The organism is Acinetobacter sp. 1125_18A (assembly GCF_052824985.1).
This window is the reverse complement of record NZ_VTDG01000001.1, coordinates 452,850-467,611: the sequence shown is the minus strand read 5'-3', so window position 1 is coordinate 467,611 and position 14,762 is coordinate 452,850. Positions and strand designations below refer to the sequence as shown.

Here is a 14,762-nt window from a genome sequence, read left to right as displayed (position 1 = left end):
TAAATAGTTGAGATAAAAAATGAAAAAAACATCCTTGTGGGTGTGGGTATACTTTTGCCCATTATTTAGTGTTCTGGCGCATGCCGATTTAGTGACAGACAGCAGTGCAGAGCTAACGCTTAGAAATTTTTACTTTGACCGAGACTATAAACAAGATCCATACCCTTATACTGCTGCGCGCGATTGGGCACAAGGTATTATCTTTAATGGTCAATCGGGCTATACCGATGGAACAGTTGGTTTTGGTGTTGATGTATTGGCAATGGCTGGATTTAACTTAATTGGAGATCGAGCCGATGACTATGCACGGAGTAACTTATTACCTGTAAATGCAGATAATTCACGAGATGATTATTATGGGAAAATAGGGCTGACTGCCAAAACAAAATTTAAGAAAAATGAGCTTTTTGTGGGGGATTTGGTTCCACGATTGCCCACGATTTTTTCTTCACCTGCGCGTTTGTTTCCTCAAACTTATCGAGGTGCTCGGTTTGTTTCCAATGAAATTACAAAGTTACAATTGGAAGGCTTTTATGTAGACCAAGTGCGACAACGTGATTCGATCCATTATAGTGATGTTGGTATTGACAATATCAATCGCCGTTTTGATCAATCAGCAACAACAGATTACTTCTATAGTTTTGGTGGTGCTTATCAACTCGATGATGCGTATCGAATACGTGCTTATCAGGCTGAACTGCACGATATCTACCAACAGCAATTCTTAGGTTTCAATGGTAAACAGCCTTTAAATGAACAGTTAACTTTTTTAAGCGATGTACGATTTTTCAATAGTCAGGAGGCAGGTAGACAAAAAATTGGTCATGTAGATAACCAGCATTTAAGTGGATTATTTGGTTTAAATTATCAAAACCATACCTTGTCTTTGGGTTATATGCAGGCTTTTGGTTCGACAGGTTTACCATTTTTATCGGGAACAGAAAGTCCAGTGGTGCTTGATTTTATGAGCTCGGATTATTCCAATAAAGACGAGAAAGTCTATTCACTGCGTTATGAATATGATTTTAAAAATGTAAAATTAGCTGATATTTCCCTTAATGGACTGCGTTTTATGACCCGCTATGCCAAAGGACAAGATATTGATTTACTTAGTTATGGCGATAAACGATTTAAAGAGGAATCGATGGAGCTGGATTTAGCTTATAAAATCCCAGAAGGGAAGTTAAAAGGCTTAGGCATGCGAGCACGTTTTTCTCATTACCGAAATGATATGCCAACCAATATGGTCTTTCACTCAGCCAATGAAACTCGTTTAAATATAGATTATAGCTTTAAGTTCTAAGGGTTCTGTATTACGAAACGGTTCTTTGATTTAAAGAACCGTTTTTAAAATTTAGTCTAATGGTGAAGAGTGTGGGTTTAAGTAAATTGTGATGAAAAGTATTTTTATCAGTTCTAATACATTCATTTTTGGGCTTTATAAATCCAAAGATTTTAAACTTTCCACAATGCTAATCATGACATCGGCACAATCTTGACGAGCAAGCCTTGCTTTAGCGTATTCTTCTGAATGATAACAAGCTTGTGCTGTTTCTAAATCAGCAAATTCAATAATGACATGGCGTTCATAAGATTTTCCTTCCATGCAAATAGAATTTCCACCTCTCGCAAGAAATTTTGCATTATATTTTTCAAACGCTAAGGGGGCTAAAGCCATGTATTGTTTATATTGTTCTAAATTATGAATGGTAACGTGCGCAATCCAGTATGCAGACATGGCTTTAATCCTTTAATTTCTTAAACCTTTATGTATTTAAAATATTCTTTGCAATCGAAGCAGCTTCAGCAATATGGGCAGCAACAGCTTGTTTGGCTTTTTCAGCATCTTGGTCTAAATAAATTGCTTCGCATATATTTTTGATTCGTTGAAAACCTGAAACTTCGCGTTTAGTTGAATTCATTGTCATTGCGCGAAGTCGACTAATACGACCATTTAAGCGTTGTACCACTTCCAAGGCGATATGATGTTTTGCTGTGGTAAAAATCGTTTCATAGAGTTTTGATGAGACTGAAATAATCAAATTAATGTCGTCTATAGCAAAAGCGTGTTCAAGTTCTATCACTAAAGCTTTTAACGTTTCGGTGGTTTGAGGGGTGAGATTCCGAGTGCAATCAGCAACCGCACTTTGTTCAAGCAATAGTCGAATTTCATAAATCTGTGATGCAATTTCCCAGTTCAGCAAAGAAACAATTGGCCCTTTATTTGGCAAAATCTCAACCAAGCCTTCAGCTTCTAAATAACGAATGACCTCCCGTACAACAGAGCGACTTACGCCCAGTTCTTCACATAAGCTTCTTTCAACCAGTCTTTTTCCAGAAGGAAAATAGCCAGTAATAATGGCATTGCGAACTTTGTCTAAACATAGCTCACGCAAGGTCACGGGTGGATTTTCAATTTTAAGATTCATAGAGGTTTAATCATTCCTGATTTTGCGAATACACAATTTTGTTACAAGTTCCTTGCTTAAAAATAGCATAGCAAACTATTGCATTTTTTGCATTATGTATTATGGTATACCATAATACGGGCTGCAAAATTAATTAACCAGCAAGGAAGAATAATGAATTTGATACGTAAAACGGTGCTTCATGTTGAAACCACATATATCGATGGCGCTAAGGATGCACCTATACCCTTAAAAATGGTTGCAGCAGCGGCTGTGATTCAAAACCCGTGGGCAGGGCAAGGTTATGTTGAAAATCTTTCCCCAGAAGTTCGTCGTATTGCGCCAGAACTGAGTGAGCACTTAACCAAGCTTATTTTGGATGAAGCCGGTTCTGGTGAAGCAGTACAAGCATTTGGTAAGAGTGCAGTGGTGGGTTTAAACGGTGAGCTTGAACATGCCTCAGCCCTAATTCATACCCTACATTTTGGAAATACTTATCGTAGTGCGGTCGGGGCAAAATCATATCTTGCATTTAACAACACCCGTGGCCCTGCAAATGCACCGATTTTAATTCCAATGATGGATAAAAATGATGAAGGGCGACGTTCTCATTATTTAACCTTACAGTTTGCTATTCCAGATGCGCCAGCTGCTGATGAGTTAGTCATTGTGATTGGTGCTGCAACAGGTGGTCGTCCACATCATCGTATTGGGGATCGTTATCAAGATTTGGAAGAGTTAGGTCATGATCTCAAAAACCCTGCAGCTGTCAAATAATCGCCTTGCTCACTATTTTGAGCAGGGTCAAGGAGAACCTTTAGTTCTGATTCATGGTGTTGGAATGCAAGCCGAGGCATGGTATCCGCAAATTGAGTTCTTCTCAAAAGCTTATCGCGTGATCTCAGTGGATATGCCTGGGCATGGGAAAAGTACAAAGTTAGCTCATGATGCATCGTTACAGGCCTTTGTGGATTGGATGATTGAGTTTCTGACAAAACTGAATATTGGAGCTGTCAATTTGGCTGGGCATTCAATGGGTTCACTGATTACAACAGGTGTAAGTGCAACTTGTCCAAATTTGGTGAAACGTATGGCGGTATTGAATGGTGTTTATAAACGTTCAGAAAAAGCCAAGAATGCAGTGCTTCACCGCGCTGAAGCGATAAAAGCAGGTCAGCTTGATATAGAAACACCACTACAACGTTGGTTTGGTGACAGTGAGGCAGAGCGCCAAGCTGCATTAAAAGTGAAATCTTGGTTAAAGGCGGTCGATCTGTCAGGCTATGCAACTGCTTATTCAGCCTTTGCTCGAGGTGATTCAATTTATGCCAATGCCTGGTCAAAAATCACCTGTCCAGCTTTGATTCTCACGGGGACTGGTGATCCTAACTCTACAGCAGAAATGGCAATACAAATGGCCAGCCAAGCTCAAAATGCCAAGGCTATTGTGATTGAAAATGAAAGACATATGGTGAATTTAACTGCACCAGATAAAGTGAATAATGCAATGCAAGCATGGTTGGAAACCAGCGTCTAAATTGCTTGATAAAGGAATATAGCAATGAGTGAAATGGATACAATAAATAAAATACGGGAACTACGTGATGCTTTTGGATCATTTATGACAGGCGTGACCATAGTGACTACCTGTAAGGACGATGGAACACCATTAGGTTTTACAGCGAACTCTTTTGCTTCGGTGTCTTTGGACCCAGCTTTGCTTTTGGTTAGCATTGCCAAGACATCGAGCAATTACGATTATTTTGCACAGACAACACATTTTGCCATCAATATTTTGGCAGAAGAACAAAAGGATATTTCCAATACTTTTGCTCGACCAAGTGATGATCGTTTTGCAAATTTGGATTGGCGCAAAAGTAATTGCCAAAATCCGATTATTGACCAAGTGAGTGCATGGTTTGACTGTACCACTTACCAAGTTGTCGATGCAGGAGATCATGCTGTATTGATCGGTAAGGTTGAAGGTTTTACTTCAACAGGTTTTGCCGGACTGGGGTATTACCGTGGTGCTTATTTTACCCCCGCTAAATCTTCAACGGATGTGATCTCTGGCATGAAGGTTATGATGATGGCATTAATCGGTCATGAAAACCAAATCTTGCTTGAGCAAACCTCGCAGCAAAAATGGACATTGCCACATTTGCTTGTAGATAAAGACGGTGCAGAAAAAGCGCTTGAGAAAATCTTTGCGGTTTACCAGCCTGAAGCTTCGCCAAGCTTTATTTATTCTGTCTACGACGATATCACCACACAACAACAATATATTGCTTTTTTATGTAATACCCCAACTGCTGAAGCCCACAAAGGTCAATTTGTGGATTTAAATGACCTTGAACAACTCACTTTTGTAGATAGTGCTTTGGAAAGTATGTTAATGCGCTATCGCAAAGAAAATTATCTTAAAACTTATGGGGTTTATTACGGGAATCAAACCACAGGGACGGTTCGTCAAATTGTTAAAGAGGAAGTTTAACTATGCGTTTTTCATTATTTGTACACATGGAACGTGTTTCTGATCAAGAAACACATAAGCAACTTTATGATGAAATGATAGAGCTTTGCCAAATTGCTGATCGGGGCGGAATGCATGCGATTTGGATGGGTGAACATCATGCAATGAATTTTACCATTGCACCCAATCCATTTATTAATTTGGTTGATCTTGCCAACAAAACTCAAAATGTTCGCTTAGGCACAGGTACCGTAGTTGCGCCGTTTTGGCATCCGATAAAGTTGGCAGGTGAAGCTGCCATGGCAGACATCATCACTAATGGTCGTTTAGATATTGGTATAGCACGAGGCGCATATTCATTTGAATATGAGCGTATGGTACCAGGGATGGATGCGTGGAGTGCCGGTCAGCGGTTACGGGAAATGATTCCTACAATTAAAAATCTCTGGAAAGGCGATTATGAGCATAAGGGTGAGTTTTGGCAGTTCCCTAAAACCACCGCTTCACCACAACCTTTACAGCAGCCACATCCGTCGATTTGGGTTGCTGCCCGTGATCCCAATAGCCATGAGTTTGCAGTACAAAATGGTTGTAATGTACAAGTCACGCCTTTGCATTTAGGTGATGAGGAAGTCGAAAAGTTGATGGGGCATTTCAATACGGCTTGTGAAAAGTTTGCTGATGTACCTCGTCCTGAAATTATGTTACTCCGTCATACCTACGTTGCCGACAGTGAGCAAGATGCACAGCTTGCGGCAGATGAAATGAATACATTCTATAATTATTTTGGGTCATGGTTTAAAAATGAGCGGGAAATTACCCAAGGACTCATTGCGCCACTGAGTCAAGAAGAAATCGCACAACATTCATTTTATACAGCTGAAGCCATGCGTAAAAATAATGTCATTGGTCAGGCGCAGGAAGTCATTGATCGTCTGAAAGTCTATGAGGCGATGGGATATAACGAGTATTCCTTCTGGATCGATACAGGAATGAGCTTTGAACGTAAAAAGGCCTCATTAGAACGTATGATTAATGAAGTGATGCCAGCATTTGCATAGGAGAGAAGAGTATGGCTTCTCCATTTCAGTTGTATATTAATGGTCAGTTTGAGGATGGTGCTGCGCAATTTGACAGTATCAATCCAGCAACTGGGCAGGTTTGGGCAATAATGCCTGAAGCTCGAACAGCTGAGGTTAATCGTGCGGTTTCTGCTGCATCTCAGGCTTTGCAAAACGCGGCATGGTCAGGTTTAACCGCTTCGCAACGCGGAAAATTGCTCTATAAACTCGCGGATTTGATAGAAAAAGCTGCACCGCAACTGGCACAGTATGAAACGTATGACACTGGTAAAATCATTCGTGAAACCTCAAGCCAAATTGCTTATGTGGCTGAGTATTATCGTTATTATGCAGGTATTGCAGACAAGCTAGAAGGTCGCTATTTACCGATTGATAAGCAAGACATGCAAGCTTGGACTATTCGTGAACCTGTGGGGGTTGTCGCTGCGATCGTGCCGTGGAACAGTCAATTATTTTTATCCGCTGTCAAAGTCGGTCCTGCTTTAGCGGCAGGCTGTACGGTTGTGTTAAAAGCCTCAGAGCAAGGGCCTGCACCATTACTCGCATTTGCTCGCTTGGTTCAGGAAGCTGGTTTTCCAGCAGGTGTCGTAAATGTCATTACGGGATTTGCAACTGAATGTGGAGCGGTTTTAACGCGTCATCCTGAGGTTGCGCATGTTGCATTTACTGGTGGTCCTGAAACAGCACGACATATCGTACGTCATTCCGCCGAAAACCTTGCCAAAGTATCGCTTGAACTGGGTGGAAAATCACCATTTATTGTTTTTGCGGATGCCGATTTACAAAGTGCTGTAAATGCACAAGTCACTGCGATTTTTGCCGCAACGGGGCAAAGTTGTGTTGCAGGTTCACGCTTACTGATCGAAGAAAGTATTAAAGATGAGTTTCTTCAACGTTTGGTTGAGCGGGTTGAACGGATCAAAATTGGTTTGCCGGATGATATGGCAACGGAATTTGGTCCACTGTGTACTTTAGGTCAACGCCAGAAGATTGAGCAAGTGGTGGCAAGTTCAATTCAGCAGGGTGCAAAACTACTCACAGGTGGGCAAGCAATTGATCGTGCAGGCTATTACTATCCACCTACGATTCTAGATTGTAGTGATGCTCCGCAGGCTGATTGCGTCATGACTGAATTGTTTGGCCCTGTATTGTCAGTGGTCAGTTTTTGTACTGAGGCGGAAGCAATCCAAACAGCCAATCATACTGCGTATGGACTTGCCGCGGGGATATTTACCCATAACTTAAGTCGTGCTCATCGGATGACCAAAGCGATTCGGTCAGGCATTGTTTGGTTGAATACCTATCGGGCAGTTTCACCACTCGCACCTTTTGGTGGTCATGGTTTATCTGGTCATGGTCGTGAAGGTGGTTTTGAGGCGGTATTCGATTACACCACGACAAAAACCGTTTGGTTACGTACTTCAGATGAACCTATAGATGATCCTTTTGTGATGAGATAAATCTTAAAAGGTCTGATTTAGAAATTTTAACTTCAAGGATGAAAATATATGCACAACACTGAAATCCCATAAATTTTACTGTGGTTTAAAAATACCTTTTGTTGAGCTTTTAAAAAGCCTCAACTGGAGCGCTTTTATCTTTTTTTAATGATTGATTAAAACTGCTGAAAATCAGCGTACAGAATAAGAGCAATAAAGGTCAGGTCATCTCGCTATGGCGCTGACAAGGCAGGTTGTGAAACCTAGGTTTAAGCTCACAAATAAATTGATATTGAGGAAAATGAATTCCTCAAATAGAGATTAAGGATATGAATCAAAATGAAAAAAATGCTTTTGCGATAGAAAGCCACTCAATTGACTATGTCGATCCATCAGAACGTCATGGAAAAGTTCGGGATCTTTTTACCCTATGGTTTTGTACCAATATTGCGCCTTTGGCAGTGATTACTGGCGCAATGTCAATGTTGACGTTTAATCTGAGTTTGGTCAGCGCTTTAATTGCAATTTGTGCTGGGCATTTCTTTGGTGCTGCGATTTTAGCATTGACTTCAGCTCAAGGACCACAAGTGGGTATTCCGCAAATGATCCAGAGCCGCGCACAGTTTGGGCGTTATGGTGCATTGTTGGTTGTATTATTTACCACCCTGATTTATCTGGGTTTCTTTATTTCAAATATTATTTTATCTGGCAAAACTTTACATACCGTTGTACCCGCAATACCTGTGCCGATGGCCACGGTGATTGGTGCAATTGCTGCAACGACGATTGGTATTGTGGGTTATCACCTTATTCATAAGTTCAATAAGATTGGCACTTGGTTTATGGGTGGCGCATTATTAATTGGTCTGATGATTATGCTTCCACATATCAATGCAGATGTCTTGGCAAAAGGTGCTTTTAATATGAAAGGCTGGTTTGCTATGTTTGGTTTATGCGCTGTTTGGCAAATTAGTTTTTCACCCTATACCTCGGATTATTCAAGATATTTACCTAAAAGTATTGGGATTTTTAAGCCTTTTATTTTTACCTATTGGGGCGCATCTCTTGGAACGATTTTTGCCATGGTATTTGGCACAGTGGCAGTCAGTATCGGTTCTACTACAGATGCAATGGAAGCGGTCAAATCGGGGACAGGATTGTTTGGCTATGCACTGATGATTTTATTCCTCTGTAATATTATTGGTCACAATGCCATGAATTTATATGGTGCGGTCCTATCTTGTATTACATCGATTCAAACCTTTGCAGGTCAATGGATACCGAGTAAAAATATTCGTGTGGCTTTATCTATTGCCGTACTTATTCTTTCCACATTTACCGCACTTTGGGCATCCAGTAACTTTATTAGCTTCTTCCTCAATGTGGTTTTTGCCTTGTTGTTTATCTTGGTGCCTTGGGTATCGATTAACCTATTGGATTTCTATGTGGTGAATAAGAAATCTTATGATATTCGATCTATTTTTGCTCAAGATGGTGGCATTTACGGAAAGTTTAATGCAAAGGCTTTAATCGCTTATTTTATTGGGATTGCAATTCAAATCCCGTTCCTCACCAATGCATTTTTTACAGGACCTTTTGCCAACGTCATTCCAGATGTTGATGTGTCATGGGTGATTGGTTTAGTGGTTAGTTTTGTTGTGTATTACCTATTTAATCTTGGAAAGATTAAAGGGGGATTAGAAAGGAATCTTCACGATGAAAAAAAATAATTTACAACTTGTTGTTGCTTCAATTCTCGCTACTTTCATTTCGCCAAGTTATGCAGGAATCAGTTTTGGTGATCGTAATAGTGAAACAGGTCAGCTCACAGTATCGGGTTATGTGCGAGGTAATTACCAACTTAAGCAGTATGGTGAAAATGCCGATGATCAAAAAATTCGTTTTGATGCAGCACAACTCAAACTAGATTATGCGCGTGGTGATCTGTTTGGGCATGCTGAGTATAGATGTTATCAATATGAACGGCTGTGTGACTTTTCGACCATGATTGATGCTTATGTGGGATACCGTCTCAATAAAACCGATCAGCTTGTAGTTGGGATGCAACCGATTCCATTTGGTCCAGGACGTTTCTGGGGCAATAGTCTATTTGGTAGTATCAATACCACTGCTGGGTTGGAAGATGTGCATAATGTTGGTGTGAATTATCATGCTGAATTGCCGACAGCAACCAAGTTTGATTTAGGTTATTTTGCTGTAGATGGTGGTCATTATTCAGGAACATATACACCTAATTCAGGGCGTTATACTGCGAATTATGTGCGTTCAGATGATGAGTCACAAACCAATTTACAGGAAAAAAATATGTGGGTTGGGCGTATTACGCAGGATATACCTTTAGCTGTTGAGGGGTTGGATACGCAGATCGGTGCATCATACTGGATCTCAGAAATTGACAATAAAAAGACCAATCAAACAGGTCGTCGTAAAGCGTGGTCAGTATTTAGCAAACTCAATTATGGTGCTTTAGGGCTGACATTAACAGGAGGTGAAAATGACATCAGCAATAAAGATCTGAATCATCCAGATACTTCGCTGATGGGATCGTATGACAGTGAATATGCTGTTGCCAATAAAGCAACTTATTATACTGCTGACCTTGGATATACCTTTAAAGATGTTCAACAAATTGGCAATATTACTCCTTATTTTATGCACAGCCGCTACAACAAAGATCTGTCAGGATCGCAAGATTCTACGCGTAATATTTTAGGTGTCTCGATTGATCATAAACAGCTTTCTTTGCTTGCTGAATATATCGTGAGTAAAAATGATCCATTTATTGGCGGTAATTTTTCATCATTGGCGCAGGGTGATGATAACAAATGGAATAAGTTGTTGAATTTGAGTTTATTCTATTATTTCTAAAACACAGGAAATCACATTCGGGCAACCGAAAAATTTTTTCACGATTCTTTTGGTATGCCATCATACAGGATGATAGGAAGTAGATCATTGATCGACTGATTTGATGATCTATTTCCGCATACCAGAGTTTAACAAGGATAATTTGTATGCAACTTAATACAATGCCACTTTTCCATCAACAGGCTTTCGTTGCTGGGCAATGGTGTGATGCCGATAGCCATCAAAGCGCTGATATTTATAACCCAGCAACACAAGAAATAATTGGAAGCGTGCCATATATGGGTAAGGCAGAAGCTGAGCGGGCGATTAAAGCTGCTGTTACAGGTTGGGCTGCATGGAAAAACAAGACCGCAAAAGATCGTTCAATCATTTTAAAAAAATGGTTTGACTTGATGATTGAAAAGGTGGATGAGCTGGCATTTATTTTAACCAGTGAACAAGGCAAACCTTTAGCTGAGGCAAGAGGAGAAATTTTATATGCCGCCAGTTTTGTCGAGTGGTTTGCTGAAGAAGCGAAGCGTGTGTATGGAGATGTTATTCCAAGCCCTTACACCGATGCACGTATTGTTGTGCAGAAACAAGCAATTGGTGTTGTTGCGGCAATTACGCCTTGGAATTTCCCAGCAGCAATGATTACCCGTAAAGTTGCACCAGCATTGGCAGCGGGTTGTCCGTGTATTGTTAAGCCTGCACCTGAAACACCATTTACAGCTTTAGCTTTGGTGGATTTGGCAGTTCAGGCGGGAGTGCCAGCTGATATTTTCAGTGTGATTACTGGTGATGCAGTAAGTATTGGCGATGCAATTTTTGAAAGCGATCTGGTTCGAAAGTTTACTTTTACGGGTTCTACGCCAGTGGGGAAACTGCTTTATCAGCGTTCAGCACAGACCTTAAAGAAAGTATCTTTGGAGTTAGGTGGTAATGCGCCATTTATTATTTTTGATGATACAGATTTAGATGCTGCGGTCGAAGGTGCATTGATTGCAAAATATCGCAATGCAGGTCAAACCTGTGTTTGTGTCAATCGTTTTCTGGTACAAGCTGGGATTTACCACAAATTTATTGCTGCATTAAGTGAAAAAGTAAACGCTTTAAAAATTGGCAATGGTTTAGATGTAGGCGTTGAAATTGGTCCTTTAATTAATGCCAATGCTGTTAAAAAAGTCGAAGCGCATGTTGCAGATGCATTAGCCAAATCGGCGCGTTTGGTTACAGGCGGTAAGCGACATCATGCAGGCGAATTGTTTTATCAACCCACCATTATCGCTGATGTAAATGCAGACATGGATGTTGCTACACAAGAAACATTTGGTCCTCTTGCCGCCGTATTTAAATTTGAAACCGAACAACAAGCCATAGATATGGCAAATGCCACGGAATTTGGTTTAGCTGCATATTGCTATACCAAAGATTTAGGACGGGCTTGGCGCATGAGTGAACAGCTTGAATATGGCATGGTTGGAATCAATAAGGGGCTCATCTCAAATGAAGTTGCTCCTTTTGGCGGAATGAAGCAGTCAGGTTTAGGCCGTGAGGGATCTAAATATGGAATTGAAGATTATCTTGAAATTAAATACACCTTATTCGGAGGATTAAATACATGAGCAATGACAAATTTGAAAAAGGCCTCGCAATTCGTAAACAAGTGTTGGGCGAGGCCTATGTAAATCACTCCATCAATAATGCCGATGATTTCAATTTACCTTTACAAGAGCTGGTTACGGAATATTGCTGGGGTGCTGTTTGGGGACGTGACGAACTGAGTAAGCCTGAACGCAGTTTAATTAATCTTGCGATGATTTCTGCACTTAATCGCCCACATGAGTTGAAACTACATGTTAAAGGTGCATTGAGAAATGGTTTATCTAAAACTCAAATTCGTGAAGTGCTTTTACAAGTTGCCATTTACTGTGGTGTACCTGCTGCAGTCGATAGTTTTCGTATTGCAAAAGAGGCAATTTTAGAATATGAACAAGAACGTAATGAATAAAACGTTATCGGTTATGCAAATGTCCTCTTCTCAGTGAATGTTATTTGTATAAAAATTCTATGTTTCGTCAGAGTGGATCAACGATATCTTTCTGACGATTTTTAAGTATGTGAATATAAAACCATTTAAAAGCAGAAGGTACTCGATTTATAAATGAGTACAACATTGATTTGATCATGATTTTATCGGCCAGTCATTTTAGTCGTGACTCATGGTTTGATTTTTGAGCCATAGACTAAAGGCCTCAATTTTTGGCCAGTGGCGATCTTTCAATGAAGTGATATAGTAATGTTGCTCGCAGAGTAAAAACTGATCGGGGAATGGTGTGATTAGTTCGCCATTTTTAATGGCTTTTTCAACCAATCGTTTTCTTCCCATTGTCACTCCAAGGTTATTTTTGGCAGCAATTGAGGCGAGATCTGAGCGATTGAAGTAAAGCGCTGAAGGGGTATCAATATTGATATTAAAATGTGCGGCCCAACTGTCCCATTCACCCGTTCCTGTCTTATTACACCATGCATGACTGTCGTGAAGTAAAGTACACTGGTTTAAATTCTCCCAATTGTCTACAAGGTTGAATTTTTTAGCATACTCAGGACTACATACAGGTAAAATATGTTCATCCATTAAGTATTGATAATTCAATTGCGGGCAGGGTTGATTATCAAAATAAAGCGCTAAATCTATCCCTTCTCGTTGTAAATTAACATTTTCATTGCCAGTCAAAATTGATAATTCAATAAAAGGATAGCGCTGTATAAAGTCAGATAGTTTGGGAACCAACCAATTTTGTGTAATCGATGGCCTAGCATAAATCGTGAGTGGCCCAGATAAAGTTTGATTTTGGATGGCCTTAATTTCAGTATTGAGATGGTCTAAAGACGATTGCAATGCCCAAAAAATGTGCTTACCTTCAGCAGTGAGTTCAACTTTACGGTGTAAGCGTAAAAAAAGTTTTATATTGAGTTCTTTCTCTAATAAATTGATTTGGTGGCTAACAGCACTTGGCGTTAAACATAACTCTTTTGCCGCTAATGAAAAAGACTCATGCCTTGCAGCTACTTCAAATGTATGAAGTTTAGATAATTGAAAACCTGTTAATGACTTATCTAAGTTCATCACTTTATTGCTCGCTGTCATATATTTTATAATTCATGTGAAATATTAAATAAAAATTTTAAAATAGATACTGCTATCTAAATCAAAATATATTTAAAGATCAATATTTAACCTTATGTTTTTTCAGATGAATTATTTTAACCCAAAAGCAAATTTTTATCATTTGACGTATTAATCCTAATTCATTATTTTTGCGTACCTTAAATATTAAACCGTGAAATATGTCACGAAAAAACGTGTTTTTAAGCAGCCTTACTGAAATTTAAAATATTGGTCTCGCTGTCTAAAAGGTTTTTATGTGCAACCTCTACGAAGCTTAAACGTTTCGTTATAGAGGTTTTTTACTTTTAAATTCTGTAAGGAACAAATTTTAATGATGGTCACAAATAAAGGCTTGTTGGTCACAACACTACTCCTCAGCTCAATCTTGTCTGGATGTGCTGTAAAAGGTGGTAGTAATGGTACGGCTGTTGAAAAGTGGCATAACTTTGAAAATCAAAAAATCAATGAAAAAGTAAATAAGAATAAAGCAAATGTTGTTTTCGTTCGTGATGAGAAAATTGAGGGAAAAGCGGTAAATATTTTTGTAGGTGGAGAATATTTGGCTTCATTGTTACCCAATGCTTATAAAGAGCTTGAAGTTTGTCCTGATAACCAAAAGTTGGTTGCAATTGAGACGGATGTCAAAGATCGCTATGCAAGCAAAGAAAAAGGCGGGCAATACTATAATTTACCTCTCGAAAAAACGACCTATTTACGTGTGAGTCTGGATCAGAATGGGCAGACTTATTTCTTAGCAATGAATGAGGATGAAATTAAAAAAGCTCAGCAGCATTTAAAAGAACAAGTCCACACCTTGCCACGTGTTGATCGCGATTTAAAGTGTAAGCCTACCGTTAAAATGTTGAAGAAATTTACATTACAAGCTGGCGCTTTGTTTCAGTTTGATAAATCAGATGAAGCAAATATGTTAACTCAGGGTAAACAAGAAATTAAGGATGTTGCAGATGCCATTCGTAGTGAAACAGCCGGGATAAGCCATATAGATGTTATTGGTTATACAGATCCAGACGGTACGGAAAGTTATAACCAAGTGTTGTCAGCACATCGTGCGCAAAGTGTAAAAAATATGATGGTAAATTATGGTTTATCTGCTGATTTAATTGCTGCCGAAGGCCGTGGTAAAACAAATTTATTGATCACAGATTGTTCTGAAAAACACACTCAAAATCGTACTGCGCGTTTGGCATGTAATCAGCCCAATCGTCGAGTTGAGATCCTTCTTTATGGTACTCAGCCGTAATTACGCTTCATTTCAAAACTTAGTATTTTGATTCTATTAATTAATGCTTAATTATTGAA

14 protein-coding genes are annotated in these 14,762 nt (G+C 39.5%); 11 read left to right on the top strand and 3 right to left on the bottom strand.

All coding sequences use genetic code 11. The annotated features are described in order from the left end of the window. Positions 1-19: 19 nt before the first annotated feature. Entirely contained in the window at positions 20-1,303 is a 1,284-nt protein-coding gene (locus FY049_RS02070; protein ID WP_446083065.1) for an OprD family outer membrane porin, read from the top strand. A gap of 135 nt (positions 1,304-1,438) precedes the next feature. On the opposite strand, the gene FY049_RS02065 is transcribed toward FY049_RS02070, so the two are convergent. After that, complete coding sequence (locus FY049_RS02065; protein ID WP_333668123.1) at positions 1,439-1,738, bottom strand: DUF1330 domain-containing protein; 300 nt, start codon at positions 1,736-1,738, stop codon at positions 1,439-1,441. A 28-nt stretch (positions 1,739-1,766) separates the two neighbouring features. Further along, entirely contained in the window at positions 1,767-2,429 is a 663-nt protein-coding gene (locus FY049_RS02060) for a GntR family transcriptional regulator (protein ID WP_004817253.1), read from the bottom strand. 153 nt (positions 2,430-2,582) lie between these two features. Between FY049_RS02060 and FY049_RS02055 the strand changes: the two genes are divergently transcribed. From FY049_RS02055 to FY049_RS02015, 9 genes are all read left to right on the top strand, one after another. Next, the gene (locus FY049_RS02055; RefSeq protein WP_446083064.1) at positions 2,583-3,185 is read left to right on the top strand and encodes an amino acid synthesis family protein; all 603 of its coding nucleotides are present in this window, start codon (positions 2,583-2,585) and stop codon (positions 3,183-3,185) included. Continuing rightward, a complete protein-coding gene (locus FY049_RS02050; RefSeq protein WP_446083063.1) occupies positions 3,154-3,945 on the top strand; it encodes an alpha/beta fold hydrolase in 792 nt (263 codons plus the stop codon). The genes FY049_RS02055 and FY049_RS02050 overlap by 32 nt, the downstream gene beginning before the upstream one ends. Positions 3,946-3,969: 24 nt before the next feature. Next, positions 3,970-4,902 carry a flavin-dependent trigonelline monooxygenase reductase component gene (tgnA, locus tag FY049_RS02045; protein ID WP_446083062.1) on the top strand — a complete coding sequence of 311 codons (933 nt, stop codon included), beginning with the start codon at positions 3,970-3,972 and terminating at the stop codon, positions 4,900-4,902. A 2-nt stretch (positions 4,903-4,904) separates the two neighbouring features. After that, on the top strand, positions 4,905-5,942 hold the full coding sequence (gene tgnB / locus FY049_RS02040; RefSeq protein WP_446083061.1) for a flavin-dependent trigonelline monooxygenase oxygenase component: 1,038 nt from the start codon (positions 4,905-4,907) through the stop codon (positions 5,940-5,942). An 11-nt stretch (positions 5,943-5,953) separates the two neighbouring features. Then, positions 5,954-7,423 (top strand): (Z)-2-((N-methylformamido)methylene)-5-hydroxybutyrolactone dehydrogenase, encoded by a 1,470-nt coding sequence (gene tgnC / locus FY049_RS02035; RefSeq protein ID WP_446083060.1) that lies wholly within the window; start codon positions 5,954-5,956, stop codon positions 7,421-7,423. A 308-nt stretch (positions 7,424-7,731) separates the two neighbouring features. Further along, positions 7,732-9,132 carry a purine-cytosine permease family protein gene (locus FY049_RS02030; RefSeq protein WP_446083059.1) on the top strand — a complete coding sequence of 467 codons (1,401 nt, stop codon included), beginning with the start codon at positions 7,732-7,734 and terminating at the stop codon, positions 9,130-9,132. Beyond that, positions 9,119-10,291 carry a hypothetical protein gene (locus tag FY049_RS02025; protein ID WP_446083058.1) on the top strand — a complete coding sequence of 391 codons (1,173 nt, stop codon included), beginning with the start codon at positions 9,119-9,121 and terminating at the stop codon, positions 10,289-10,291. The genes FY049_RS02030 and FY049_RS02025 overlap by 14 nt, the downstream gene beginning before the upstream one ends. Before the next feature lie 146 nt (positions 10,292-10,437). Beyond that, entirely contained in the window at positions 10,438-11,895 is a 1,458-nt protein-coding gene (locus FY049_RS02020) for an NAD-dependent succinate-semialdehyde dehydrogenase (RefSeq protein ID WP_446083057.1), read from the top strand. Continuing rightward, on the top strand, positions 11,892-12,281 hold the full coding sequence (locus FY049_RS02015) for a carboxymuconolactone decarboxylase family protein (RefSeq protein ID WP_096734946.1): 390 nt from the start codon (positions 11,892-11,894) through the stop codon (positions 12,279-12,281). Before FY049_RS02020 ends, FY049_RS02015 begins: the two co-directional genes overlap by 4 nt. A gap of 198 nt (positions 12,282-12,479) precedes the next feature. Here FY049_RS02015 and dsdC read toward each other — a convergent pair whose 3' ends face one another. Further along, positions 12,480-13,400: a DNA-binding transcriptional regulator DsdC gene (gene dsdC / locus FY049_RS02010; protein WP_155860320.1), complete on the bottom strand. Its 921-nt coding sequence runs from the start codon at positions 13,398-13,400 to the stop codon at positions 12,480-12,482. 373 nt (positions 13,401-13,773) lie between these two features. Here dsdC and FY049_RS02005 point away from each other — a divergent pair, with 373 nt between their 5' ends. Then, complete coding sequence (locus FY049_RS02005) at positions 13,774-14,703, top strand: OmpA family protein (RefSeq protein ID WP_446083056.1); 930 nt, start codon at positions 13,774-13,776, stop codon at positions 14,701-14,703. The last annotated feature ends 59 nt before the right edge of the window (positions 14,704-14,762 follow it).